The organism is Ligilactobacillus ruminis ATCC 27782 (assembly GCF_000224985.1).
In the GTDB taxonomy this organism is placed as follows: Bacteria; Bacillota; Bacilli; order Lactobacillales; family Lactobacillaceae; genus Ligilactobacillus; species Ligilactobacillus ruminis.
The window spans coordinates 929,143-952,336 of sequence record NC_015975.1 but is presented as its reverse complement, the minus strand read 5'-3'; the positions used below and the strand labels follow the sequence as shown (position 1 = coordinate 952,336).

Sequence of the window (23,194 nt, the reverse complement as noted above, 5' to 3'; positions counted from 1 at the left end):
AAGGATTTGAAAAAATTGATTAAGGTCAAAGCACCTGGAAAACTTTATATTGCAGGCGAATATGCGGTCGTTGAAACCGGATGCCCCGCAATTTTGGTCGGGCTCAACAAATACGTCTACGTTTCAATCGAAGACAGCAAGGATTTTGGCACGATCATTTCAAAACAATACGAAAATTCGACCGTCGTTTGGAAAAGACGCGGCGAACACATGGTGATCGACAATCGCGACAATCCTTTTGAATATATCCTGTCAGGCATCAGAATCACTGAACAGTATGCACAGGAACTCGGCAAAAAAATGCGCTGCTACGATTTGAAGATCGACAGCGAACTTGACAGTCCGAGCGGCAAAAAATACGGTCTCGGATCATCTGCGGCAGTCACCGTTGCAACCGTCAAAGCTCTTTGTCAATACTACGGTCTGAACGTGACCTTGGATCAGCTTTTCAAACTTGCTGCCATTGCTCACTTCGAAGTCCAGGGGAACGGATCCTTGGGAGACATCGCCACCAGCGTTTTCGGCGGCTGGCTCGAATATCATTCGTTTGACCGTCAGTGGCTCAAAGCGGCCCGTCACAACTATTCTTTGAGCGAACTGCTCGCTAAAACCTGGCCAGGTCTCAAAATCATGTCCCTCCCTGTATTTGACAAACTGAACCTACTCATCGGCTGGACGGGATCGCCTGCTTCAACCTCGAATCTGGTCGACAAAGTCGAACTTTCAAAAGAAGAACGCCGCAAAAAATACCTGGAATTCGTGCATGAAAGCAGCAAATGCGTTGAACAAATGGAAGCATCATTTCAAAAACACGATTTGCCAGGCATTCAGCAATGTCTGCGCAAAAACCGCAAACTTTTGGAAAATCTGCATGAAATTACCGGCGTCGAAATTGAAACGCCGACATTGAAGTATTTGATCGAAAGCGCTGAGCGTTTCGGCGGTGCCGCTAAAACGTCCGGTGCTGGCGGCGGCGATTGCGGCATCGTTTTGATTGATTCTTCGATCGACACGACTCCCCTGCTCGATGAATGGACGAAACACGACATCATCCCGCTTGATTTGAGCGTCCATTACAACGACTGATATGTCCAAGGAGGCCAAAATGAATCTTCATTCGCACAGAAAAGACGAGCACGTCATGATTGCAGAAAAACTTTACCGCCAAAAAAGCACAAACGGGTTGGAACGCATTCGCCTCATTCCGGCCAATCTGCCGGAAATATCATTGGATGAGATTAGTCTTTCAACGACTTTGGCCGGAAAAAAGCTTGAAGCTCCCTTTTTCATCAATGCCATTACAGGCGGAAGCCAAACGACAGATGCGCTGAACGAAAGTCTGGCAAGGGTTGCAAACAAGACCGGGGTTGCCATGGCCGTCGGATCTCAGAGCGTTGCCGTCAAAAACGCGGATTATGCCAAAGGTTTTGAAAAGCTTCGCCGGTTGAATCCGAACGGAATCATGCTGGCCAATCTTGGCGCAAACCACCCTTTTGAAAATGCAGAGCGGGCTTGCAGCATGATTGATGCCGATATCATTGAGATTCATCTGAATGCGGCTCAGGAACTCGTAATGCCTGAAGGTGATGCTGAATTTTATTGGCTTGAAAATCTCAAACGCTTAAACGAAAAACTGCAGGTTCCCCTGCTCGTCAAAGAAGTCGGAACGGGCATGACGCCGCAAACGCTCAAGCTCTTGGCCGAAAACGGCTTTTCTTACGTCGACCTGGCCGGTGCGGGCGGAACAAACTTTGCCGCAATTGAAAATGAGCGTCGCAAGAACAAGGAAACGCTCGCTTTCATGCAAGAACTCGGCCTGACGACTGCCGAATCGCTTTTGGGTGCTCAAAAACATCGCAATGAGCTTGGCAGAATTAAGCTGACGGCCTCAGGCGGCATCCGCGATGCTCAAGACATCGTCAAGTGCCTGGTCCTGGGAGCAGAAAACGTCGGCATCTCCGGCATGTTCCTTCACGTTTTGCTAAAAGACGGCGAGGACGGCCTGGCTGCAAAAATCGAAGATCTCAAAACAGGTATCAGAGCTTTGATGGCGCTGCTCGGATGCCGCAAAATTTCCGAACTGAAAGACGTCCAAAGAATTTTGGATCTTGAATTGAAAAACACGGTGGATCAGCTGTAAAAAAATCCCGTTTCTAATTTGAATTAAATAAAATGCCGAACAAGGACGGTCGTCTTAAGACTGTACTATGTCCTGTCAAGTATACAGTTCAAATATAAAATTTTAACTAACAAGATACGGCTTGATTGCGGAACTGTTCTGCGGTCAGGCCGTTTTGGGGTCTATACTAAATGGTGTTGATGATGATTTTTCAACACCATTTTTTGTATTCACAAAATATCTTCGCAATGCTATAATTTGAAAAAACACAAGAGAAACCGACGGGAACAAAAAAACTCCACTCCATTTCTGAAGTGAAGTTTTCGAGGCCATCAACACCATTTGACAAAGACCCTTTATCATCAAAATATTCGAAGTCCTTTCGGAAAGAAATTCTTGACCGTCAAATCAACGACTTTTCCGAATGCAAAGGCCTTGTCTTCGCATTCAAGCAAATACCAGCCGTTTCCTTGCGCAGGGCGTTCTTTTAACGAAATGACATTTCCGGCAACGTATTTTTGCCAGTCTTCTTTTTCAACGGCAAGTTTTCGCTGACATTTCGTTGGATCAAGCGCAAGCGCAAGTCCATAAGAAGGCTCAAAGCGCTTTTTCTTGAACGTTCCGAGCAAAAATCCCGGACGAATGAATTTCAAACGCGAAATGTCGGGCCAAGATTCCTGATAAAGATACAGATGATCGCCCAAGACCTTCAGATTGCTTAGCGAAAATCCTTCCAGTTCGAATTCTTTGGCAAAGTTTTGCCAAAGCTCGACTTGTTCCGAACTCATGGCAGCCTTTTTGCCGTGTTTTTTCTTGCCCTTCTTCTTTTTAGAAACGTTTTCACCCACAGGACGCATATCCTTCAGCTTGGCAATAAAATGCCCTTCGCCCTTAAAATGGTGCATCATCAGCCTTACGCAGCCTCTGAGCTCCTCATTTCCGTCAGAAAATGCAGGGCGTCCCTCATCCATTCCGGAGTACTTTTTAATCGGAACGAGTTCCAGATACGGGTATTCGTTCAAAAGCCACGTTATTATCTGCTCATCTTCTTCCGGTGCAAACGTACAAGTCGAGTAAACAAGCGTACCGCCTTGTTTCAGCATCTTCATGGCATCGGCCAAAATCAGCTTTTGCCTTGCGGCGCATTCATTTGGATAGTCCTTATGCCAGTATTTTGTCGCAGCATGGTCCTTTCTGAACATCCCTTCGCCCGAGCATGGCGCATCGACAACAATTTTATCGAAAAACTGCTCGAACGTTTTTAAAAGTCCGGCCGGATCTTCGTTGGTGACGATAACGTTTCTTGCCCCGATTCGCTCCATGTTTTCAGCTAAAACCAGCGCACGTTTCCTGTTGATTTCGTTTGAAACCAACAAGCCTTCATTGTTCATCAAAGATGCCAGGTGACTGGATTTTCCGCCCGGTGCCGCACACAGGTCAAGAATTTTTTCGCCCGGCCTTGGACCGCAGACTTCACCGACATACATTGCGCTCAAGTCCTGACTGTAGACATATCCGGTCTGATGCTCAAGCGAGTTGCCGCTGACGGATCCGACATACCCGACTGCAGAATAATCAACCGGATGTTCCAGATTCAAAGCAACGTTTTGATAATTTGATTTCAGCGGATTCAATCGAAAGCCCTTTTGAGGTTCGGTGTCAAAACTTTCAAAAAAGGATTCGGCCTCATCTCCAAGCAGTTTCGTGTATTTTTCAATAAACTCATCAGGTAGATTCATGATCAACAACCTCTTCTAGTCTTTTTTCATCTGGCGCTTCAACATCCAGTAAAACAGGCCGCTTGAGCAGACAAAGAGTCCGCCCAGGAAGCAAAGCACCAAAACATAAGAATTAAGATTGTAGAAGAGCGTTCCGGCAAGACCGCCCAAAATCAATCCGAGCGCAATGCAGACGCTGAATGCTCTCCATTCGGCAAAAATAAAACGAGGAACGTCAAACTTTAAAAACATCGTTTCATCATAGTTTCGCTTGGAAGAAATAATCCAAAAGACGATTTCGCCGATCATCAAAACGATGACCAAAACAATCCCTAAGGCTTGTGCCCAGTGCGAAGCAATCCACGATTCATCAGAGACGATAAAGTGATTTGTGACCTGACGCTTGACTGAATTGGCATCAAGGGCCGTCTTGATCTCGCTTGGTTTCAAGTCTTGCGAGCTGTCGAGCAGGATGCGATAATTATTCGAATATGCATCTTGAAGCTGAGCAGTCGAAAGAGAAATGAACACCTGGTTATCGAGCTCAGAATTATAGTTGTCGCCCATAATGCCGATTACGGAAACATATTTATCGTTCCACTTCAAATAAGCCTGGTCTTTTGGACGATACAGCTTGTTTTGCCAATTTTTACCTACAACCACCGTCGCTACGTTTGATTCAAAGTCGCTGTCCGAAAAAAAGTGCCCTGAAAGCATCGGTGGAGCGGTGAAGCTGCCCTTGCCGTAAAAATAGGTCACGTGCTTGTTTTCACAATCCTGGTAATGAACCTGAACGTTGTTCAACAAATCAGTTTTTCCGATTTTCTGGTTAAGATCATACAAGGTCACGTTCTGCTTCAGCGTCACGCGATACGTGTTCGGTGAAAGATTATGATTATTAAGCCGAATGATCATGTCTCGTTCCTGAATCTTAAAACACAGATAAACCGAAAAAAACGCGACTAAAAAGATATAGAAAAATACGTAGATGCGCTTTTTAAACAAAATCTGCCAATCCTTCCGTTAGTGGATGCCCAATGCCATTTTGGCATAACTCGTCATGCGGTCCGTCGTCCAGGCCGGTTCCCAAATGAACTTGACATCGACTTTTTTAATTTCTTCAACGTCTCCTAAAGCATTCGTCACAAGATCGGCTAAAAGATCGGTCAAAGGACACCCCATCGTAGTCAAAGTCATGGAAACGACGCATATTCCGTCTTCAGTAAGATCTATCGCATATACAAGGCCCAAGTTTACGATGTCGACGCCAAGCTCCGGGTCGGTCACCATTTCCAATCGATCCAAAATTTCTTCCTTGATTTGTTCATTCGTACGTTCTGACATTTGATCTACCTCGCTTATCTGTTTTCGTAATATTCAGCAAATTTTTCAGCCATCTCAACCGTCGTTTCATATGAGACCTTGTGCACGGCCTTTTCCGTCGTCGTAAAAGTCGTCTTTTGAGCGTAATCTTCATCCTTGATCCGATCGTAAAAAGCCTTTGTCGGCTTATACGGTACTATCTGATCGGCCGTTCCGTGCCAAAAATGGAACGGGCGTGCGGCAATCTTTTCAGGCGCAAGCGACAAATCAATCGCGCGCAAAGCCTGAAGCTGCGAATCAACGTATTGCTGCGGAACGTTTTTGACCTCCGGCATCGAAGCAATCAGTTTTTTCGCAAATTCAACAGGACACGGGGAGCCCATCAGGCAAACTGCAGAAGAAATCCAATCATAAGAAGCCATTAATGCGCATGTCGTGATGCCTCCCATTGAAAGGCCGCTGACACCGACAAAATCATCTTTGATCCCGGTCGTTTCTTCATAGTAATCGACAATCTTTGGAAATTCAGCAACCGAATCAGCAATAATCTGCCAAAATTCCAGAAAATGCGTTTTAGCAGGGCCACCAACCATACGTTCTCCGTGGTATTGAGCATCAGGCATAATCACTCTGAAACCGCGTTTGGCTATTTCATAGCCTTGCGTCAAAACTTTTTCTTTGCAGCCTTCCCAACCATGGTAAAAGAATGCGAGCGGCAGCGATTCATCTCGCAAATTGCTGTCATTAAGCTCCAAAACTGGATACTCTCCCGCATGTTTGCATGCAACTTCAATCATCAGAAAACCCCCATCCGAAATATCTGTTCTAATTATACACTATTATGGCATATTTCGCCTTTTACCGAAATCGAAATTTAATGATTCATAAACGTTAGTTAAAGTAACAAGGTATGCTTTCTCAAAAATCATCGCATTTGCCGAGAATATGTCTGATTTTCCGCAAGGATACGGGTGCATCTTCTTTTTTATGGTATTCGACGGACTCGATCTGTCCGATTTCATCAATTCCTTCGACATAAACGCAATCACCGAATTCGTATTGATCCTCATCTGCAAGGCACACGATTGCCGAGCCGCTGTCATCAAAACAGACGTTGCAAAAAATCAGCTCGTCCTTGCAGCGCAGCACCTTCTCATAGTTGAACGGGTTGAGAATTTCGCCGGCGACTCCGTAATAATAAAGCAGATAATTCAATTTTTCAGCAAACTTCGGCCAATCGACGGGCAGACCGCGCTTGTCAAAACTGCCCTTGACCTCTTTTTTTCTGCCGAATTTTGTTTCAAGTCTGATCAGATAATTTTGCTCTCCGGCAGGATTTTCGCAAACGTCAGCGGGATTGCCTTCAACCCTTGAAAAAGCATTCACTGAAACATCATCCAAAAAATTAGATACGATGCCAGCAAGCTGCACGTTGCTTCTCACCTTTAAACGATCAAACGTATTTCTCTGCACGACGATTGACTCGGATGCGCGATCAATCACGATTCTTTCGCTTGAATCGACGATTTCTTCGTCTGAAAAATTCAGGCACCGGTTGAACAAAAGCTCGATTCTGTCGACTTTGTCGGGATTTCCGTCAAACACCAGCAGATCATCTCGCTTGAACATGGAGCGAATCATATCAGAGATGGACGAGAGTCGTCCGCTTTTTTGCAGTGCCCCGTGCGTTTCGAACTCTTCCCCTGCTTCATTTACGAAAACGAGCTTCCAGTCGTCACGACCTGATTTTTCAAAAAACGTTTCGTAAACGTCTTTCAAATCTCCCATGACCCCGTCAAAAGCAGGATTCGGAAAAAGATACTCGTCCCCCATGCCGGGCGGATTGTGATTGACGATTTCGATCGTTGCCTTTTCATCATTCAATTCCAAAATCTGCTCAAAAATCGTGCTTCTCTTCTTTCTCGAATAAAGCGTGACTTTCTTGATTTTGCCTTCAAGCGGACGATGCGTTTCAAAATCATTTTCCATTCTGATTCCCCCTAAAAATGCAGTGCTCTGACGCACCTTTCCCTGAATTTCCTGTCACTTTTTCAAAAACGGTTTACTTTCCTGAAGTAAGATCATAACTCATCCTGACCAAAGATTTGAGTTTTTCGTCTGAAACCCCGCCGTCAAGATCAACCGTAACCCAATTTTCCTTGTTCATGTGGTATGCCTTGAAAATACCGTGCTCTTTTTGTAAAGAACCGACGAGTTCCTTGTCACATTTGAGATTGACAACGTCAACCATCCCGTCTTCGTCTGAACCTAACCACTTTTTTTGAACGTTCATCACCAACGCAAACCATTTTTTGCTATCCTTATGCCTGAAGACCTCGTTTCTAGGCGATTTCTTCCATGGATAATCAAAACTTGCATCGTAGTTTTGGATGACGAACTTTTCAAAATCATCCCTGTTCACCAAAATCCCTCCTCTTAAACGAATTTTTTCACCGAAATCAGACTGCCCGTTTTAAATTTTCCAAAATATGATTTTCGATAATTATATCACACAAACATTACGAATGCACGTTCGATTAACGTTTAAAAAACCGCTCGTTCAAATCAAAACGAGCGGCAAATTTTTAACTCCAAGCAACATTTACAAAATATCGCTGAGATACTTTTTTATTCCCTCCTCTGAAGAAAAATCATACTCTGCATTTTTTTCGATATAATAATTTTTTATACTTTCCTTAGTGATGATTTCATTGGAACGAATATCATCCGCATACCCTTTTCTGGCAAGTTTCCATGGTGTCTGCTGATGTGTTATTTTTTCCAAAACTTTACCGCCGTATTCGCCAAAAACGTCCAAAGCCAAATCGATGATCTGTCGATCGCATTCGGAAAGCTTATCATCTGCGCCTTCAAAAATCGCAAAACGAGCATCGTCAATAGGATTATATTTAAAATCCCTGAACATTTCATACACTTCAGGATACACCGGTCCGTGAACCCATGCTTGGCAATCTTCTACAAACATCGGTTTTCCGTTTACGGAATATGACTCTCCTTGAATTAAATACAATAGCTTTTGCAACATAAGAGGCGTAACTTCTTCAAGCTGATTGAATATGCGCGAAATAACCCTTAGCATCTTATCAGAAACAGAGAAGAGATTTTCCAATTGCAAAGCCGAATTCATTGCTTTTTTATATGCTGTAGCAGAAATTTTTTCTTTGTTTTCACTAAGTTTTTTTATCATAAACTTTGGGGAAGACAAGGCTGATTTGATAACATTCGAATATTCTTTTGAAGGGACCTGTCCTAAAAGATACCTTGCGATGGTTACCTGGCCAAAGCCAAGCGCAAGCGACAACGGATCCTTTCCGATTTGATAAACATCCATCAACTTTTTGACATCATCGATGGAAACTATTCCCTCATAAGCCCTGTACTGTTCGTCAACTTCCTTAATATTCCTATCAATCAAGCCCGGAATGCTCATTTCTTCACCGCATTCATTGCATATCGCAACCGTGATATTAAACAAGTACTCAATCCCTTTGACTGTTTTTGCGACACTCTTTTTTTGCAAGGCGTAATCTGTTTCTTTTCGGCATTCTATGCAAAAAACTTTCTTTCTCATCGTAACATCCTCCTAATTAAAGAACTACTATTTGAAATAATAACTAATCGGATATTTCTGTTCATGTAACGATATAACAACCACATAGCCATCGTCCAGCCTGTTGAATTTTATATATAAATGTACCAACTTTTCATCGCTGCCAAACCTTTCCAAAAGTCTTACATCTTTCCCGAAAACATACAGAAATTCATTTTTATACCCTCTGTGCTCATTTTGCAATATTTCTGAAAAGTCATATGCCGTCAACTCAAGCAAAATTTCCTTTGCCATCTTTTCATCAATTATATAGTCCCAAAAAAGTTTTTTGTTATCTTTGCGTCGAGAGTTGTTAGCAATTTGATAGTTGTCTTTTTTGATTGCATCCTTTACCTTGCACAAATATGCGTCAAATATCATGCAATTTTACATTCACTGTATTTCCTCCAAATACATATGCCTTTCTAAATATTATTATATTGAATGATGGTATTTTTTCAATATTAAATCATCTACTTTTTAGAATAAAAGGACGCCAAATTGCAGTGAGAATCTGATTTATCATGCTTTCGTTGCTTGTCCTGTTTTCACGTCGTACACGTATCTTTCCGACTCTCCTTCGCCATTCGGGCGATTGTCGGCTTGAACTTCTGAAATTCTTACTTTAAAGTTCTCTTTTGCCGTCATTTCATAAGCAAAATTTCCGCTCATGTTCTGCACCTGCTGTTTGCTTGGAACGTATCTGAACGTCATCGTGCGTTCATTTTTTCCTCCTTCGTTCCTTTTTTAATCGCATTCGTTTCGTCTAAATACTCTTACGCTGTTCTCGCAAACGCAAATCAGATCCGTTGAACGACGATCTCGAAGAACAAAAAGCTGCTCAAAATGAGAATTTCATCACAGAAAAAAATAACCCGTTCCCTTCATTTTTTCGGGAACGAGTCTTTTTGCATGAAACAAACGGAGAAGAAGGACGGGAAGCAAATTGACGCCCCGCTCTGAATTTGGCATTACGTTCAAAAAAGCGCCTCTACGACAAATTATGTTGCCAGTTCTGACCAGAAAAAAGAGACTGTCGCAATAAAAAAATTTTGTTCTAAGGTTTTGGCATATCCATGTTTGCTGAAAGTCAAACCTCTTTTAATTCTGAAAAAACGTAAACATCCTTTGGCCCTTTTTTCAAAAAAGTCCATGAATATCCGTATGCTTCATCTCGCCGATGAGCAAGGCACTCACAGATGTCTCTGACGGCCGGAAGCTTCAATTTCTCTTTGGCGTCTTCAACATTTGCAAACTTTTCCTGAATGCCTTCTTTGGGGTCGAATGCTGATATCGGGACCTTGCTCTTTTCGATAGATCTTGCCCTGAACGATACCCATGCGAGGTTGTCCGCACTGTTGAGTCCTTCTTCAACTGAAAGCGAATCGTCGATGTATGTGACAAACTTAGCCTTATCCGGATAACGATTTTTTATGAACGCTTTTGCAACCAATCGCGTAATCAGTTCAAAATGCAATTTTCCGTCAAGTCCTTTAAGCCTGATGCAATATATTCCGCTTTTCATTTTGGAAACCTTTAACTCTTCCCCGCCTCGAGGAACACCGTTGACCAGTCTTCTGATGCTTCTTATTCGACCGTCATTTGAGATTTCATAAATTCCTTCATATTCTTCAATCGTTCGCCATTCTTGCTTTGACATTTCTGACAATCCTTTCCGCGCGCTTTCATCCAAATCGTGCAAGACGCAACGTTTCAACTGCTCCGATCAGAGTAATTTTTGCTTTTAATCAATGGCGTTCTTTGTCTTCGGTAAGCCCTAAAAGATAATCCACTGAAACATCGTAAAAATCCGCAAGTTTTACAAGGTAATCGGCCCTTGGCATGCGTGAACCGTTTTCGTATCGGCTCACGAGAGACGCCGTACATCCCAATACGCCTGCGATTTCTTTAATGGTGTAAAGATTTTTAAGCCTTAATTCTTTTAATCGTAATTCGATGATAAACACCAACCCTTCTTTTTTAAGATATTGATTTTGCAATCGTCGCATTTCCGCAACGTCGTCTTCGCAGAGCTCAGTCTTGAGCTGAGCAACAGATTCTTTCTTCAAGATCCTATCGAGGTCTTTTCGGAACAAGCACAAAAACAACAGACCGAAAAGAATCTGATTTACGATATATATTATATACCAAAAACTAGTTTTTATCAATATTTGCACTGATTGCTCTCATTGCTGCATGCCTTGAACCGGATATCAAAGAAAGTCACGATTGCAGCAAAGACCATGATTGGTACAAGTCGAGCCTTCATCCAGTACTGCGTTTTTTCATAAGCGTTTGGCAACCATCATCGACCTCTTCGCTTGAGAGTCATTGCAGCACGTGAACTACTCGGCCATAAATGACCGAGCTTCTGGGAACACAAAGTAGTATTCAGGATGTTGCGCTGGTATTCCAGCCACCTGACTTACAGAACTCCGTTATTTTACCAAGGCCAGTCCCTGGCCAATGGCTTTTAACCCTTTGTGCAGGATGTTAACTGCCGCATTAACATCCCGGTCGTGGTGAATGCCGCACTTCGGGCACGTCCATTCGCGGACTTCCAGCGGTTTTTTTCCGCTGTTAAAGCCACAGTTCGAACAGGTCTGACTGGTGTAGTCAGGCTTCACTACAACTAATTGTCTGCCGTACCAGGCGCACTTGTATTCCAGCATTGCGCGGAATTGATACCAGCTGGCATTGGCAATTGACCTGGCCAGGTGGTGATTCTTCTGCAGATTCTTGGTTTTCAAATCTTCGATTACAATCACGTCATAGTTCCTGATCAAGTCAGTTGTCAGCTTATGAAGGTAGTCTCTGCGCTTATTGGCAATCCGTTTCTGGCAGCGGGCTTTATTGACCCTTGCACGCTGCCAGTTGGAATAATCATCAAGCTCTTCCAGATGATCAAAGCGGTTATGATTCCACTTCCACACCTGGCATTGAGCAAGGTAACGACGTCTGGCATACTTACGTTGCCACCTAACGGCTTGTTTTTCCAGCCATTCTGCGTTAAAGGTACCGTACTTGACACCGTCAGAACTAATCACCAGATCGGCGAGGCCCATGTCCAGACCTACCGACTGATGCATCTCAGGCAGCTGATTAACCTCAGTTTCAACCTGCAATGACAGATAGTAACGACCTGTCGGTTCATAGCTGACGGTGTAACGCTTGATTTTAGCATCACCGACAAGACCAGTTTTGCTTGTACGAATGCCGCCCAGTTTGGGCAATTGCATTCTTCGCCGGGCGAGCACCTTACAGGTCGAACGTCCTGTATAGGACTGGCGTAAGGAGTGCCGGTTCTTGAAATGCGGATAACCGCCCCGATGCCTGAACAGCATTTTGAACGCCTGAGCGAGATTGTGGTTCACCACCAGGAAACTGGTGGAATCACTTTCCCTGAGAAAAGCATACTCGCACTTGAGCTGTTTCAGAAGATAGTTCATGCCATACTCATTGACGAAAAGACTGTTTGGATTGTTCTGATAGCGTTCCTTAGCCATTCCCAGCATCTGATTCCAGACAAAACGGTCGTTGCCGAACATTTGCCATAACTGTTCCCGCTGGGATTGATTGGGGTACAATCGCAGCTTAATCCCCTTAATGACTTTGTTCATTTCAAGTTCACCACTTTTCGACGCTGGTCATCAATATACCTGGCAACAGCCTGTTCATTGACTGTGCCGATGCTTTCAACATAGTAACTCGGTGACCACAGATGACGATCCTGCTTCTTCCGGTGACTGGTTTGCAATTCCGACATTCTCTGAACAATTGCCGCGCCGAAATTTCCTTCAGCCAGCGCATAATATTCGTTACCGACAATTCAGGCAGTGCGCTCACCAATAAGTGAATGTGGTCATCTTTTCCAATCTCCATGTGAGCCATCGTAAAGCCGTATTTTGAAGCAATTTCATATAAGGTTCGCTTCACTGTTTCGACGTGTCCTTTCAGCACTTTATTGCGATACTTAATTCCCCAAATGAGATGATAATTAAGATTGTAAACCGATGTTTTACCATACGTAAGTCTGTTTATATCCTTTATATCAATTATTATAGCACATATGTTCGTGTGTCATAAGGACAAAAAAACAGGCAATTCATCACGTCCTTAAAAGAACGTGTTTCCTTGCACGCTTTCAAAAAAATTCTCACCGCGTCAAAGCACAGCGAGAATCTGATTGATCGTTCTAAATTTCTTGTCTTTTTTATCACAAAAGCCCTTCATCAGTCTTTCAATCGAATTTTCTCAGAATATGCTTGATCTTATCAAACGGGTACGGTGCTTCTTCTTTGACATGATACTCAATCGATTCGATTCTGGCAATCTCTTCATGCCTGTCCTCTCCGACCGGAACAATGACAAAATCGCCCGGCTCAAAAATGTCTTCATCTGCAAGGTACCAGTACTGATTACCGTATTCTCCAAACGTGACGCTGCAAAAAATCAGTTCATTGCGCCGACGTCTGATTTTCCCGTATTTTCTTTCGTCCAACATTTCGCCCGTTCCGTAAAATGAAACAAATTCCAACAAACTTTCTATAAACTCGCTCCAATTCATCGGAAGGTCCTTTTTGTCAAACGTTCCGGTGATTTTTCGACATTTTCCGCGTCTTGTCCTGATGTCAATCTGGTAGTACCTTGATTCAAGCGAATCGACATAAACGTCAGTCGGATTGCCTTCTTTTTTTGAAAAGACGTCAGCATCGAGATTGTCAAGCAGCTGCGACACGCCCCCTGACACGTGATATTTATGACAAACATCGCACTCCTCTGCGATCTGGCGGAAATATTCGATCGTTTCCGACTCGCGATCAACCACGAGCTTTTCGTGATAATCCCAGATCACATAATCATCTTCTCGATCTTTCATCATGATTTTGGTGTTTCTGTCATATTTTGCCTCGATGCGATCAATCGGATCATAATTTCCGTCAAATAAAAGCAGGTCGTTTCTTCCGAGCTTTTCGCGCATAAACTCAGACAGTGATCTGAAAGTTGATTTTCCGAACATCAGACCGCTTATCTTGACAATCCTGTCTTCCGTATCGACAAGTTCAAGCTGCCAGACTTTAACATGAAATGCAAGTGAAACATCATAATCCTTGAATGAACTCGAAAAAGCCTGCATGATGCTTTCCAACGTTTCTTGATCTGTCGCTATCTTTTCAACAGCCCATGGAATCTCTGCATTTCCGATGGACTTATAGCGTTTCAGCCATATTCCCCCGTCAGAAGAAACGGTCAGAACCTGCATTGCGTCTTCATCGTCTGTTTGACCCGATTCCTTGTTCAAATCTCCCGAAACCAGTTTGAACCGTTTCAGCTTTCCCGTCAGAACAAACGGATTTGTCTGCTGCTCGTCAGTTATTGTCGCAAGCCGCGCAAATGCTATGATAAACCACGTTCTGAAATTCAGTTCGTAAAAATCATCTTGTTCCACAGCCGTCCACTTTGAAAAAATGGCGGAACCAAGCAGATGAACGTCTGTTATGTCATCGCTGATTTCGTCAAACCCTTCAGCATCCCACACGTTCTCATCAGGATATTCGCGCTCCAATCCTTCACCATATTTCATTACCTCAAACCCCAGGGTGAGACACTCGTCAGCAAACGTTTCCGTTGCTTCGCCAAACGTCGCCTGCGGATTCATGTAAAGATTATAGTATTTGATTGCAAAGGCTTGGATCTCTTTGTTTGTTGCCATTATGTTTCACCTCGATCGTTTTTGGGGATAAATGCAGAGCAAAAGGCTGTTTTGGTTATTATTATGACACATTATGCGCTTGAAAATCGCTTTTTCTTGTAAATTCTTCCATAACGCTCCATGAAACGCACTTAGCCCGGAAGCAACGTGGCTTCCGGGCTTTTGGGCGATTTGTGAAAAATCTGGTGACACGATGATGCTATGTCTTGGAAAAATTTCCAGGAATCTAAAAACCGTTACTAATCTTGAAAATCCTATCCTAACACGATTTTCTTAACTTCCTCAAGATAGTCATCTTCATATTCGGGAACAAGCATCGGTCCTTCAATAGCATCCATCATTACTTGTTCCTTTTCCTTTAACCGACGATAAACCTTTTCATCGATGAATCCTTGATGAGCAGAATCACCTTCCGTCATCAAATAGTGGTACCTTGTGTACTGATTATCGGGTAACCCTAAACGATTAATCCTATCACGAGATTGCAGCATAAAAGTCAAATTGAAGTTGTATTCAAAATAAACAGCATCATGCACGGTTTGGTGAAGGGAAATTGATTCACCCAATGTGTTTGGATTTGAGATTAATACTTGAGCAGAACCATCACGAAATTCATTAATCAATCCTTCGCGATTTTTCTTAGGTGTTTCTCCATATACAAGAATTGTCTTTAATCCTTTTTCCTCAAGGCATCGCTTAATTTTTTGCATCGTCCCGACAAACATTCCCCAGACTAAAACCTTCTTGCCTTCCGCAACCAAGTCAGTAATCAGATTTATCCCGTAATCGAATTTAGGCGTTTCAATATCTTCTAAAGAAAAGTTCTCATATGCTTTGACATCACTTTGATTTGCTTTTTTAATCTTAGCTTCGTCTTGGCTCCATGTATATGAATCACCGTCAATCAAACCTAATTCTCGATAGTTGATATTGTACTTCAACAATTCCGGATTAGTAGATGCCTGCAACAAACGAATAAACAATGCTAGAGCACCATTTTCATTTTCATAGATAGCGTCAGCCAAAATTTCTTGTTTTTCTGATGGTTCAACTTTAATAATATTATCCGGATCAGGTTTTGGCACATGGAGGTCTTCTTTATTGGTTCTCCAAAAGAACGGTGCCAGCTTGCGGTTAACATCCTCTGGATCGATACTATTCAACTCATTTAAATCCCAAGCAAAGAAAGTCGAGTATTCGTCCGGATACATCAAATGCAAAAAATTATAAATGTCCCGAAAGCCATTCGGAATTGGAGTTCCAGTCAAAACATAGCGATAACGCGGTGCTTGACTTAATTCCAGTGCCGCCCCTGCCCTTTGACCGCCAATACCTTTAATTCGATGAACTTCATCAAATACTAACATGGTCTTGCTGTCAATCAAATCATTTAAGACTGAAATTTTGCTCTTCAATGCTTCATAGTTGATTGTTATCACGTCTGATCGTACCCAATCATGCTTAATAGAACCAGGATCATTATTATACTTGTTATCCCGTAAATTCATATAGTGCAATTGACGCTTAGAACCAAAGACCTTTTCAAACTCAGTCCTCCAAGCCTCAAAAGCGTTCAATGGTGAAATGACCAACAGTTTATCAACTTTATCCTGTTCCAGACTTGATAGATAAGCAAAGGTTCCATACATCATCGCTGTCTTTCCTGCACCAGGAACGGAGAAGTTAGCGGCCCGTTTCATAGTCGCCAAAAAGAAGCTTGCCTTTTCTTGTTCCGTTTTTAAAGGACGACTAATCTCTCTGCTTACCGCTTGTCTAAATTCGTCAAATTCGTTTTGCCATCGAGGATCGCTATCTTTGATCGTCAAACCTGCTTCACTCTGTTCTTTGATGTAATATTGTCTTTCTTCAACAAACTCATCAAAATCATCGCTAGTTTCAACCTCTAGCAAGCCTTTTCTTGCAAGCTTATGATTCAGTTTACCCACCAGATTTACCAACTGAACATAAGTCAATTCAGGCTTAAATATCATTTGAGCTGAATCCAGGAAATAAGGTTCAAATATCTTTAAGCCGCGTTGAGCATACTTAGTCTGCAAAGTTTTCCGGCTATCGTCAACCATCTGAAAAAATCCATCTTCATTTTTGATGATTTTTGGATTATCGAACTTCACTTCCATATTTTTCAAATAGCTCCTTGCTTATAAGACTCAAATCACGCATATATGACTGCAATTCCTTAAGTTGGGAATTAGAGACCTCATTATAGCGCAAACTGCCCGTTAAACCGTTATTATCATTGATTGTCCTTATCTCTTTGACAATATCCTTGACCGATTTAATGAACTTATCAACTGACTCCCCATTTTTGGCAGCCCGCATATGTGCATCGTAACTTTCTCCAAATTCTTTAATCAAGTCGTTTTCATTAGAAAGTTCTTTGCTCAATTCCGTGTAATTTTTAACATGAGCATCTTGAATTGCATAAGATAAATCATCAACAACGTCAATCACTTCATCGTTGAAATCGTTGTTTCCGGATGATTTGACAATATACTTGCCAAAATCACGAACCTGATTTCTAGCCGTATTGCCGGTAACTCCAACATGCATTTGATGAAGGATAATTCCAAAGTAAGACTGCATTGTTTCATTCTTCTTAACTTGTGCTTCATCATCATCGCCAAATTCATTGTTTAAGACTTTGCCCATAACTTGAAATTGCGTCCACGTCTTGCTTTCCTTGACAATATTATAGCTGGTTTCAGGTGCTCCTATAAACTCTAAAAACTTCTTAACATACATTGCGCCAAGATAGTATTCATGGAGCTTTGCTTTGCTCATCCCTGAATTTTTACCATAATCTGCTAAAGTCATAATTGGATTTTTTCCGCCTGTAGTTTGGTAAATATCAATAGCAAGGTCTACCGGATCGTAGCTTTCACGTTCTTCGATACCCATCTGTAAAGCTAATTCAAGCTGCTTAATCTTAACACGCTCACTGTTATTCTTATATGAAAAAGGCAATAAAACAGCTTCAAAATAAATAGTCTGACCTGTTTTCTTTTGAATATTGCGCAAAGCAGTGAAACGCCGATTACCATCAATTACACGTCCATCATCTAAAACCCAGCCATATACTTGCTGACCGGATTCTTCAATCGATTTTTGAGTTCTTTTTAAGTCAGAAGCACTGCCGTTTTCAATGATCTTCGCTATAGTTTCGTTATATTCAGGATTTTCATTATCGTAAGCTGGATGAACTTCTTCCCCATACTCAGCAATTCCAGTCGTAATCCGTCCGTTTTGGTCATTGTAATACAGGTATTTCAAAGGAATCTTGTATACATCCAAAGTTTCTGAACTTACACCGTCAACCTTAATCGGCAGTTTAGGTTTAGCACCTGTCGTTTCAATTTTGCCTTCTTGAGCCAGTTTAATCAGTGATATCATTTGTGTCCCCTTCTCCATTTTCAAGCTTATTAATTAAGTCATGTACTTCCTGTTCACTCGTGGCCATTTGGTAGTAAACACCGCTTTCCTTAAGCTTATCAAAATAAGTTTTCTGAATAACCCTAATCGTTTCATCACCCAGGCGCATATTCGCTGCCTTGGTTTCAATCACCAAATAGATTGGTTTGCGTTCACGTTCAATCTTGAAGATGAAGTCCGGTGTCGTTGTTCCATTGTCATATCGCGGAATTTTAACAGCTCGCTTAGGCAGCTTTCCGAAGGCAACAATTTTATTGTCGTAAGTACGTTTTAAAATTTTGAGTTCTGGATTAGCACTGTCATAACGTAATGGAGGCCGGTCGTACAGGTACTTGTCATCGTTAATTGCACTCTCATCACTGTAAAAGCCCAAATCATTAGCAGAAATCTCGTCAACAAATTCCTTCTTTTTAGCATCATAAATTGACGTGGAAGCGGCAAATTTCAACGGTTCATAACTATACGAATTTTTGATTCGTTCATTGAAACGCTTGTTAAATTCACGAACCAGATTATCTAGCGTTCTTTCATTGATATAATCTTTATTGCCATTTAAACGTTTGATTGCTGCAATCATTTGCTGATGTAAGAAGTTGACCGGCAAATCAGTCTGCATTGCTAATTTTTTCAGAAATGATCCGTACTTCATCGTTAAATAGTTATTTTCATAATCAGTTGGAGATTCCTGAATTACAGCTTGATTATTCTTAGTAACAACTTTTTGCTTAATCATCTGCGGCCGCTGACGAACAAAGATTTTATTTTCATTATCTTTGAAAATTTCTTCTGCAACTGTCTGTGCCAAATCGTTAACATCATTATCAAACTTAATCATTTGTCGTTTGGATAATTGTTTCCATAATTCTTCCAACTGCTTCCAGTTAGACTTACGCAACTTGACTTTTGTAGTCGGCTGGTTCTTATGATCTCTAACCTTTTCAGAAGAGACTTTAGTCCGATGTTCCACTTCCGGATAAAAATAAATCAAAGCTTCATATCCTGACATTTTACTTCCGTCTATCTCAACATCCGACTTAAACTCATTGGAACGAGTAATGATGTTATGGGCATCCAAATCTTTAAGCAACTTATCTTTGTCAAATGACTTATCTGACTTTTGGCGTTCCTCAACGATTAACTTAATCATTGCATCCGTCAATTCATCATGGTTCAGTTCAATTGGTGCATCTTCATTAATCTGATTGACCAACGTTTGAGCAAAGTCACGTTCATCATAACCAATCAGAAAGGCTAAGCGGCTCTCGAATTCGTCTTGTTGCACCCGATGACCGGTCTCATCGACCGGCAGCCGCAAACCACGACCTACTTCTTGTATCTTGCTGATTTCTGATCCAGAAGTCCGCAATTTGGCAATGACAAAAACGTTAGGGTTATCCCAGCCTTCACGCAATGTCCACTTAGAAAATAAGAAGCGACGGGTAATCCAATTACCGTCTTTATCTTTGAAACTCAATAATTTTTCCTTATTCTTCAGGATATCATCAACTTCAGCTTGAATTGCTTCATCCCCACTGCCACGATCTTCGCTAAAATAGCCAGCATAAACTTGTTGGTGTTCTGCATTCAAATCACGTAAAGTTGCCTGCAAAAATTCACAGTATTCCTTTTCCCGAGACTCAATGGACATTTCATATTTTTTGATAAGCTGCTTTAATTTTTTAGTCAGCATTTTTTCAAAGTGCTTAGCCAACCACCCCTTGGTATGTTCAGGTCCGCGGAAACTAGCGATGCTGTCAATAAAGAAAAGCGAAAGAGTTTTAATCTTAGGGGCATTGCCTCCGCTTTCCGACCGCATGAAGTTTCGCACTTCAGCTTCAAAATGCCGATCAATTGCTTGTTGAATAATTTCATCCTGATAGTTTTGCGAGAACGTTCCCGGAATCAATTTCATATCAGGTTGAAGTTCAAGTTCGTTGGAAAGCTTCTTGCCCCCAGCATAGGTAATTTCTCCGGCAAAACCTTCATCTACATCAGCCAGGTTTTCATTTACATTTACAGGATAGTCTTTGCCATTACGTGATAAGACCAATTGCTTAGCCTTAACACTCTTAACCTTGTATAAACGACTCGCTTCTTCTTCGGTAATCTCAGGATAATTGATATCAATAGCTTTGACCAATCCTTGGTTAAAGCTGTCAATGGCATTCAAAGTGAATTGAGGCTCGCCACGGTAGTAATCGATAATCGTCCGTTTATTCTTTCCTTTTCCGGTCATAGTCTGCGGGAAAGTAGCCCCGAAACGAACAATCAATTGCGGTTTCATTTCTTCGATAGCCTTGTAAGTAACCTTATTCCGTGGAAAACGGTGCGGTTCATCAATGATGATAACGGGTCTCGTTGCTGCAATCGCCTTAATCGGATTTGTTTCACCGCCAAGCAGAGTTTGATCATAGTCACTCTTGTGCATTCCGGAATTCTTACTAAGCATCCCTGAATTAATCAAAAGAACTTGGATTTGATTAACATTTTGCCTGGTTGCTTCGACAAATTCAGACAATTGTGCAGGAAAGTTTCTCCTCCCTCTCTTATTCTTGAAATCACCAGCATTAATGGTATTTAACTGAATTTTGACATTTTCATAGCCTGGAACCCCGAAGAAATACTGCCGAGCATAATCACTGGTAATAAAATTCTTAGTTCCTTCCTTAATGCTTGGAGTGGGAACAACAATCACAAACTTAAAGATTCCTTGTTTGTGCATTTCATACATCATTTGAGTGTAAACGAAAGTCTTCCCAGTCCCGGTTTCCATCTTAATATCGATGTAGGACTTTTCATTGCCGGCGTAATTTAAAATCGGATTAGCATATATATAGCCAGCGTCCGGATTTTTAGTATTGACATCGACACCTTTAAATGCCTGATTAATGGCATCAATCGCAGCCACTTGATGAGGCAATCGTTCTAGTTGAATTTTCATATTAGTACCTCTTCAGCAAGTTGATGTTTACATCAAGCTGCTTTAAACCAATTTCTAATTCCCTCAATTCTGCAATATTAAAGGAATATCCAAACAAGACAATGGTTTGAACTGTCAATTGATGCGTACCAAGCTTGTTTAGCAGATCTTCAGTATTTTTACTGGTCCATCCGTCATTAATTAAGTACAGACGACTGCCTTCCACCAAACTTGCTTCATAACCAGCAAAATCAACCTTCTTGACATCCGCGTCAAATGAATAACCGTCCTTTGCTAACCAGGTAGTACGGATGGTTTGTTCGCCACTGGCATTCCCTAAAACATTCAATGCATCACTAGAAAATGACGAAACCATATCATTAAACAAATCTGTGTTATTTATATCAAAATCTTCAATTTCTTCTAGGGTTTGCCTGGTTGGTTCCACTACTCGATAGTGTTTAAAGCTGCCATCAAAGTCTTCAGAAAGATTATTGTCTTCTCGAATTTTTGTTGCTGAACGTTTGATACGCTCACGAGATAATTCATCAATTGACTTAAAGCCCGCTTTATATGCATCCTTTCCCCCGCCAGTTGGCACCTCTTTTCCATCAGAATTTACAGTATAGGTTTTTTCAGGCAGCTGAACCATAATAAACTTGCGGCGTCCACCATCCTCAGCGTTTAACTGCATAACGGCATCAGCAGTCGTAGATGATCCAGCGAAAAAATCTAAGATTAAAGAATTCTTTTTTATGGTAGCATATGATATAATTTTTTTTATAAATCTAACTGGCTTAGGACTAGAAAACATATCCATATTATCAAAAATCTCATCACGTAAATATTTTGTGCCATATTGATTCATATATATATTATCAATTCCAAATAGCGAATTTACTTTCTTGTTTTCACTTTTTAATTCCTTAACATACCTTTTGACAAAAAAACCACGTTCATTGTCTTTATGACTTTTTTTAAATACAAATTTTCCACTATCAATCCACTCATTCATTGTCTCTTTCGAAAATGACCAATATCTTCCTTTCGGAGGAAGGTCTTTTTTCCCTGTATATGGATTTATAATTTCAAAACTAGTGCTTATCGATCCACTTTTAGCACTTGGATCTGATGTTGTCCATTCCCCATTTGGATCATTATCAGGATTTTTATAATTATCAAATTTCTTAAGATCACCTGTCATTTTAAAGACAGACGCGTTTTTTGCATAGATATACAAAAATTCATGTTGATTATTAAAACCGTTGATGACATCATTTGCTGATGAGCGAGTTTTCCGTATAACTTGTCCAATAAAGTTTCTCTCACCAAATATTTCATTAAGGAGCTCGTTAAGATTAATGTCTTCATTTTCATCAATTGATACCATGATGCAGCCAAAATTGTCTAATAGATTTTTAGCTAATGACAACCTTGGGTACATGAATGTCAACCAAGCAGAATGACTGGACTTTCCTTGAATACTTTTGAGACGCTCAACTTGTTCATCATCCATCCCAAACATTTCTTTAAGCTTTTCATCAGAATATTCAAAACGATCTGGATAAACGAAATCATTTTGTCCAGTGTTATATGGCGGATCAATATAAATAACATCCACTTTACCCGCATAATTCGTTTGCAAGTGACGCAACACTTCCAAATTGTCTCCAGTAAAGAACAAGTTTTTGCTGTTTTTCCCCTCGCCATTATTTTGAATTTCATCAGGAACAATTACCGTGCTCGGCATTTCCCCGGCTTGTCGGCGAGCATAGTCTTTACCGATAAAGTTTAGCTGATATCCGTCCTTTAATTCATCAATGTTGTGTTCCTGCAATTGCGACTTGAATTTATCCAAGTCAAATTTTCCGTCTTTACTGAAAAAATCCGGCAGCTTACTTTTCAAATTTTCAAGAAAGAATGTGTTGGGTTGGACAGATTCATTATATTTTTCATTATCCGTTTTCATGCCCAAACACCTTCTTTTTTTAAAGATGCAAAAAAGAATCCACTTACCCTCTGTATAAGCGAATTCTCTTTAATTTTTATTAAATTACCAAAAAAAGTCTTGACAAATAAGAATCGGTCTAAATAATCTGAGTGAGTGAGTGAGTGAGTGAGTGAGTGAGTGAGTGAGTGAGTGAGTGAGTGAGTGAGTGAGTGAGTGAGTGAGTGAGTGAGTGAGTGAGTGAGTGAGTGAGTGAGTGAATGAGTGAATGAATGAATCTCATAATAATAATTCCTTTCCGCTAGAAATTCGATAGCAATCTTAAATTCATAAAACTTTCCGTCAAGAGATCGCTACGTACATATATTACGTCCATTATATTCCCTCTCGCTA

General features: G+C 41.3%; 19 protein-coding genes and 1 pseudogene. 2 read left to right on the top strand and 18 right to left on the bottom strand.

Annotation, left to right across the window (positions count from 1 at the left end; all coding sequences use genetic code 11):
- The first annotated feature begins 15 nt into the window (after positions 1-15).
- Entirely contained in the window at positions 16-1,086 is a 1,071-nt protein-coding gene (locus LRC_RS04830) for a phosphomevalonate kinase (protein ID WP_014073394.1), read from the top strand.
- A 19-nt stretch (positions 1,087-1,105) separates the two neighbouring features.
- A complete protein-coding gene (gene fni, locus LRC_RS04825) occupies positions 1,106-2,140 on the top strand; it encodes a type 2 isopentenyl-diphosphate Delta-isomerase (protein WP_014073393.1) in 1,035 nt (344 codons plus the stop codon).
- Between the two features lie 341 nt (positions 2,141-2,481).
- Here fni and LRC_RS04815 read toward each other — a convergent pair whose 3' ends face one another.
- The 18 genes and pseudogenes from LRC_RS04815 to LRC_RS04725 form a co-directional block, all read right to left on the bottom strand.
- Positions 2,482-3,858, bottom strand: a complete 1,377-nt coding sequence (locus LRC_RS04815; RefSeq protein ID WP_014073392.1) for an RsmB/NOP family class I SAM-dependent RNA methyltransferase — start codon at positions 3,856-3,858, stop codon at positions 2,482-2,484.
- A gap of 15 nt (positions 3,859-3,873) precedes the next feature.
- Positions 3,874-4,842, bottom strand: coding sequence for an ABC transporter permease (locus LRC_RS04810; RefSeq protein WP_014073391.1), 969 nt, complete (start codon positions 4,840-4,842; stop codon positions 3,874-3,876).
- A gap of 18 nt (positions 4,843-4,860) precedes the next feature.
- Positions 4,861-5,181: a metal-sulfur cluster assembly factor gene (locus tag LRC_RS04805; RefSeq protein WP_003693995.1), complete on the bottom strand. Its 321-nt coding sequence runs from the start codon at positions 5,179-5,181 to the stop codon at positions 4,861-4,863.
- Positions 5,182-5,195: 14 nt separating this feature from the next.
- Entirely contained in the window at positions 5,196-5,957 is a 762-nt protein-coding gene (locus tag LRC_RS04800) for an alpha/beta fold hydrolase (RefSeq protein WP_014073390.1), read from the bottom strand.
- Between the two features lie 121 nt (positions 5,958-6,078).
- Positions 6,079-7,149 carry a hypothetical protein gene (locus LRC_RS04795; protein WP_049780073.1) on the bottom strand — a complete coding sequence of 357 codons (1,071 nt, stop codon included), beginning with the start codon at positions 7,147-7,149 and terminating at the stop codon, positions 6,079-6,081.
- 73 nt (positions 7,150-7,222) lie between these two features.
- The gene (locus LRC_RS04790; protein WP_014073388.1) at positions 7,223-7,582 is read right to left on the bottom strand and encodes an MmcQ/YjbR family DNA-binding protein; all 360 of its coding nucleotides are present in this window, start codon (positions 7,580-7,582) and stop codon (positions 7,223-7,225) included.
- A gap of 180 nt (positions 7,583-7,762) precedes the next feature.
- A complete protein-coding gene (locus LRC_RS04785; RefSeq protein WP_014073387.1) occupies positions 7,763-8,752 on the bottom strand; it encodes a type II toxin-antitoxin system antitoxin SocA domain-containing protein in 990 nt (329 codons plus the stop codon).
- A gap of 27 nt (positions 8,753-8,779) precedes the next feature.
- Positions 8,780-9,151: a hypothetical protein gene (locus tag LRC_RS04780; protein ID WP_014073386.1), complete on the bottom strand. Its 372-nt coding sequence runs from the start codon at positions 9,149-9,151 to the stop codon at positions 8,780-8,782.
- 141 nt (positions 9,152-9,292) lie between these two features.
- Positions 9,293-9,484, bottom strand: a complete 192-nt coding sequence (locus tag LRC_RS04775; RefSeq protein ID WP_014073385.1) for a hypothetical protein — start codon at positions 9,482-9,484, stop codon at positions 9,293-9,295.
- Positions 9,485-9,860: 376 nt separating this feature from the next.
- Entirely contained in the window at positions 9,861-10,430 is a 570-nt protein-coding gene (locus LRC_RS04765) for an NUMOD4 domain-containing protein (protein ID WP_014073383.1), read from the bottom strand.
- A gap of 88 nt (positions 10,431-10,518) precedes the next feature.
- Positions 10,519-10,839 (bottom strand): helix-turn-helix domain-containing protein, encoded by a 321-nt coding sequence (locus tag LRC_RS10245; protein WP_225354933.1) that lies wholly within the window; start codon positions 10,837-10,839, stop codon positions 10,519-10,521.
- A gap of 369 nt (positions 10,840-11,208) precedes the next feature.
- A complete protein-coding gene (locus tag LRC_RS04755) occupies positions 11,209-12,390 on the bottom strand; it encodes an RNA-guided endonuclease TnpB family protein (RefSeq protein WP_014073380.1) in 1,182 nt (393 codons plus the stop codon).
- Positions 12,387-12,820: pseudogene (tnpA, locus tag LRC_RS04750) on the bottom strand (IS200/IS605 family transposase). The gene LRC_RS04755 and the pseudogene tnpA overlap by 4 nt, the downstream one beginning before the upstream one ends.
- A 190-nt stretch (positions 12,821-13,010) precedes the next feature.
- Positions 13,011-14,483, bottom strand: coding sequence for a hypothetical protein (locus LRC_RS04745; RefSeq protein ID WP_014073378.1), 1,473 nt, complete (start codon positions 14,481-14,483; stop codon positions 13,011-13,013).
- 254 nt (positions 14,484-14,737) lie between these two features.
- A complete protein-coding gene (locus LRC_RS04740; RefSeq protein WP_014073377.1) occupies positions 14,738-16,621 on the bottom strand; it encodes a DEAD/DEAH box helicase in 1,884 nt (627 codons plus the stop codon).
- Positions 16,602-17,894 (bottom strand): hypothetical protein, encoded by a 1,293-nt coding sequence (locus LRC_RS04735; RefSeq protein WP_014073376.1) that lies wholly within the window; start codon positions 17,892-17,894, stop codon positions 16,602-16,604. Before LRC_RS04735 ends, LRC_RS04740 begins: the two co-directional genes overlap by 20 nt.
- On the bottom strand, positions 17,878-20,874 hold the full coding sequence (locus LRC_RS04730) for a type III restriction-modification system endonuclease (RefSeq protein ID WP_014073375.1): 2,997 nt from the start codon (positions 20,872-20,874) through the stop codon (positions 17,878-17,880). Before LRC_RS04730 ends, LRC_RS04735 begins: the two co-directional genes overlap by 17 nt.
- 1 nt (position 20,875) lies before the next feature.
- A complete protein-coding gene (locus LRC_RS04725) occupies positions 20,876-22,822 on the bottom strand; it encodes a site-specific DNA-methyltransferase (protein WP_014073374.1) in 1,947 nt (648 codons plus the stop codon).
- Positions 22,823-23,194 lie beyond the last annotated feature (372 nt).

Coding starts and splice junctions, on each gene's coding strand:
- LRC_RS04740 (WP_014073377.1), bottom strand. CDS start 16,621: ATGGAAGTGAAGTTCGATAATCCAAAAATCATCAAAAATGAAGATGGA.
- LRC_RS04815 (WP_014073392.1), bottom strand. CDS start 3,858: ATGAATCTACCTGATGAGTTTATTGAAAAATACACGAAACTGCTTGGA.
- LRC_RS04755 (WP_014073380.1), bottom strand. CDS start 12,390: ATGAACAAAGTCATTAAGGGGATTAAGCTGCGATTGTACCCCAATCAA.
- fni (WP_014073393.1), top strand. CDS start 1,106: ATGAATCTTCATTCGCACAGAAAAGACGAGCACGTCATGATTGCAGAA.
- LRC_RS04795 (WP_049780073.1), bottom strand. CDS start 7,149: ATGGAAAATGATTTTGAAACGCATCGTCCGCTTGAAGGCAAAATCAAG.
- LRC_RS04805 (WP_003693995.1), bottom strand. CDS start 5,181: ATGTCAGAACGTACGAATGAACAAATCAAGGAAGAAATTTTGGATCGA.
- LRC_RS04800 (WP_014073390.1), bottom strand. CDS start 5,957: ATGATTGAAGTTGCATGCAAACATGCGGGAGAGTATCCAGTTTTGGAG.
- LRC_RS04780 (WP_014073386.1), bottom strand. CDS start 9,151: ATGATATTTGACGCATATTTGTGCAAGGTAAAGGATGCAATCAAAAAA.
- LRC_RS04785 (WP_014073387.1), bottom strand. CDS start 8,752: ATGAGAAAGAAAGTTTTTTGCATAGAATGCCGAAAAGAAACAGATTAC.
- LRC_RS04725 (WP_014073374.1), bottom strand. CDS start 22,822: ATGAAAACGGATAATGAAAAATATAATGAATCTGTCCAACCCAACACA.
- LRC_RS04735 (WP_014073376.1), bottom strand. CDS start 17,894: ATGATATCACTGATTAAACTGGCTCAAGAAGGCAAAATTGAAACGACA.
- LRC_RS04730 (WP_014073375.1), bottom strand. CDS start 20,874: ATGAAAATTCAACTAGAACGATTGCCTCATCAAGTGGCTGCGATTGAT.
- LRC_RS04745 (WP_014073378.1), bottom strand. CDS start 14,483: ATGGCAACAAACAAAGAGATCCAAGCCTTTGCAATCAAATACTATAAT.
- LRC_RS04775 (WP_014073385.1), bottom strand. CDS start 9,484: ATGACGTTCAGATACGTTCCAAGCAAACAGCAGGTGCAGAACATGAGC.
- LRC_RS04765 (WP_014073383.1), bottom strand. CDS start 10,430: ATGTCAAAGCAAGAATGGCGAACGATTGAAGAATATGAAGGAATTTAT.